The 2,770-nt window shown below is 59.4% G+C and carries 2 protein-coding genes; one reads left to right on the top strand and one right to left on the bottom strand.

Annotated features, from left to right (window positions below):
- Positions 1-57: 57 nt before the first annotated feature.
- On the bottom strand, positions 58-1,350 hold the full coding sequence (locus B3C64_RS06930) for an ABC transporter substrate-binding protein (RefSeq protein WP_291534666.1): 1,293 nt from the start codon (positions 1,348-1,350) through the stop codon (positions 58-60).
- Positions 1,351-1,552: 202 nt separating this feature from the next.
- Here B3C64_RS06930 and B3C64_RS06925 point away from each other — a divergent pair, with 202 nt between their 5' ends.
- Positions 1,553-2,755 (top strand): ROK family protein, encoded by a 1,203-nt coding sequence (locus B3C64_RS06925; protein WP_291534665.1) that lies wholly within the window; start codon positions 1,553-1,555, stop codon positions 2,753-2,755.
- Positions 2,756-2,770: the final 15 nt, after the last annotated feature.

Here is a 2,770-nt window from a genome sequence, read left to right as displayed (position 1 = left end):
TCTTTGCCGCGGCAGTGGCCGGAGCCATCGTATTGCCAGTCATGTTCGTTCCTCCCCTCACCTGAAGTTCCTGGCTTCGATCTTGTCGTATTCGGATTGCATGCTGTTCAGGAATTTGCCGGTATTGCCGGACTGCACCAGCGTCTGCAGGAAACCTGCGATGTTGATGCTGGCGGGCACGTAGTGGTCGCAGAAATCGGTCAGCTTTCCGGCCTTGTAGAAGTCGAGCACGCCGTTCAGCGCCTCGTCGCCCACATAGGTGTCTTTGTACGGGGTGAACGCGGACTGCTGCTTGGAGTAGTCCTTCACGTTCTTCTCGCTCATCAGGAAGTCGACGAATTGGCGGGCTTCGTTGTAATGCTTGGTGTGCGCGCCGATGGTGAGCATCACGTCGTCGCCGGCGGTGAGCTGCTGTTCCTTGGCGTTGTTGGTGGCCGGCATCTGCGCGAACCTCAGGTTGGCGTTCTTGTTGACCAGACGCACCTGGGGAATCGCATAGGTGCCGAGCGGCAGAATGGCGGCTTTGCCTGCCGCGAGGTCCTGCGTGGCCTGCTGGTAGGTGACCGCGGGGTTCTTCTGCGTGTAGTTCTGGTAGATCTCGACCAGTTTCTCACTGACCGGCGTCCATAAATCGGAGAATTTCTTGGAACCGTTCTTGAGGTTCGTGTACTCCGATTCCGGCACCAGCGTCGAGTTGAGCGACGACAACGGCGCCTGCAGCGTCCACGGGTCGGCGGTGCTCGCTTCGATCGGCGTGATGCCCTTCGCCTTGAATCGTTTGAGCAATGCGATGAATTCGTTCCATGTCTGCGGAGGATTGTCGGGATCCTCGCCCGCCTGCTCCCACACGTCGACGTTGATGATGTAGCCGCTCGCGTTGCCCGCGTATGGGATCGCGTACAGCCGCTTCTTCGACTTGTCGGTGGTCTGCACGAGGCTCTTGGCGATTTTCACCATGCCCGGGTTGAGTTCGTCGACGATCTCGTCATCCGTGAAATCGTGGAAGACGCCCGCTTCGGCAAGCATGCCGTAGTTGATGTCGCCGTTGATGGTGATGACGTCCGGCTCCCGGTTCTTCACCAGCCTGGTGCGCAGGTCGGTGGTCGCGTCGGACGAATTGTTGACGTTGATTGTGATATTGGGATGGGTTTTCTCGAATTCGCGCGCCTTGGCCGTGAACCAGTCGGCCGCTTCCGCCTTGTACTGGAAGAAATCCAAGGTGACGGTCCCCGCGGTGCCGTCGCCGCAACCGGCGAGCCCCACGGTCAGCGCGACCGCGCATGCCGCCGTCAGCGCGCGGGAGACGATTCTGCCGAATCGACCCTTGTCATGAATGGAATCAGGTTTCATTCTCGACTCCTTTGTGTTCCGCTTCCACTGCGATGTGGCGTCCTTACCGCATCGCCGCTGTACACAGCATAGATTTTCGTGTTTTTCATTCCCAGTTCTGCGCGCCCTGCGTTTGTCGGAAACAAAACACCAAGATTTTGTTATTCTAGGAAAGTAAATCATCGCAGAGTGTGCGATGCGCGATACGCAAAGGATGGCGCGGATGGCAGATTCTCCTATACCGCAATGGTTCGCGGGCTCGGAATACACGCACAAGGTCGCGGCATGCATCATGAAATACGGACCCGTGTCACGCATCACCATCGCCCAGATCCTCGGACTCTCACAAGGCGCGGTATCACGCATCACCAGTGATTTGATTTACGACGGCGTGATCGAGGAAATGCCGATGATCGCCGGAAAATCGGGAAAACTGCCGAAGGACTTCGTACTGAAGGAGAATACCGAAAGACGCGGCCGGCCACAGACCGGACTGCGCGTCGTGGAACGCGCGCGCACCTTCGTCGGCATGAAAATCAATGCGACGCATATCTCGGCGGTCGCGGTGAACGCGCTCGGGCGGATCGTCACCGGATGCCATGATCTGGAAATCGATGACAGCGCGCCGGAAAGCGTGACGGCGATCATCAAACAGCTGACGCTTGATTGCGCCGCCGAGGCGGAGATGTCGGGATGGCCGAAACCATGCGCGGTCGGCATTTCACTTGGCGGGCACATCGTCAACGATGCGACGGTGACGTTCGCGCCATTCCTGCATTGGGCGCAGCCGGTGGAGCTTTCGCGCATGGTGGAGGACGCGACCGGACTGTCGACAGGCATCTACAACGACATCGACTCGTTGGTCATCGACGCCTGCTGGTTCGGCTCGGGCGTGGGACTCAACAGTTTCGCGGTGCTGACGATCGGCGCGGGCGTGGGCTATTCGCTGACCTTCAACGGGGAGCTGGTGAGCTGTCCCGACAAAAGCTACGGATTGGTCGGGCATATTCCGGTCGATCCGGACGGACCACGCTGCGTTTCCGGGCACAAGGGTTGCGCGCAATGCCTGTCGAACAATTCCATCGCCGCCGAATACTCGCAAATCCTCGGACGGCCCGCGTCCTTTGATGATTTCGCACGCGATGCGCGCGCGAACAAGCCCCAGTCCACGAATCTCGTGAATCGCACGTGCTTCCGTCTCGGCACCCTGATCGCCACGGTCGCCAACATCGCCATGCCCGACAAGATCATGATCGCCGGCGAATCGTCGTTCATCGCGAGATTGGGCATCGACGACCTGCGCAACGGCATCAAAACGTATCGGCACAGCCAGGCGTCGCCCGTGGACTTCGAAATTCCCGAACACGATTGGGCGTTGTGGGCCAAGGCCGCCGCCGCACAGGCCATCCGCCAGTACGTAGGGTAATCCCCCTCTCCAAAA

Source organism: Bifidobacterium sp. UBA6881 (genome assembly GCA_002451435.1).
Classification (GTDB): domain Bacteria; phylum Actinomycetota; class Actinomycetes; order Actinomycetales; family Bifidobacteriaceae; genus Bifidobacterium.
This window is presented reverse-complemented; position numbering and strand designations above follow the sequence as displayed.

Coding starts and splice junctions, on each gene's coding strand:
- B3C64_RS06930 (WP_291534666.1), bottom strand. CDS start 1,350: ATGAAACCTGATTCCATTCATGACAAGGGTCGATTCGGCAGAATCGTC.
- B3C64_RS06925 (WP_291534665.1), top strand. CDS start 1,553: ATGGCAGATTCTCCTATACCGCAATGGTTCGCGGGCTCGGAATACACG.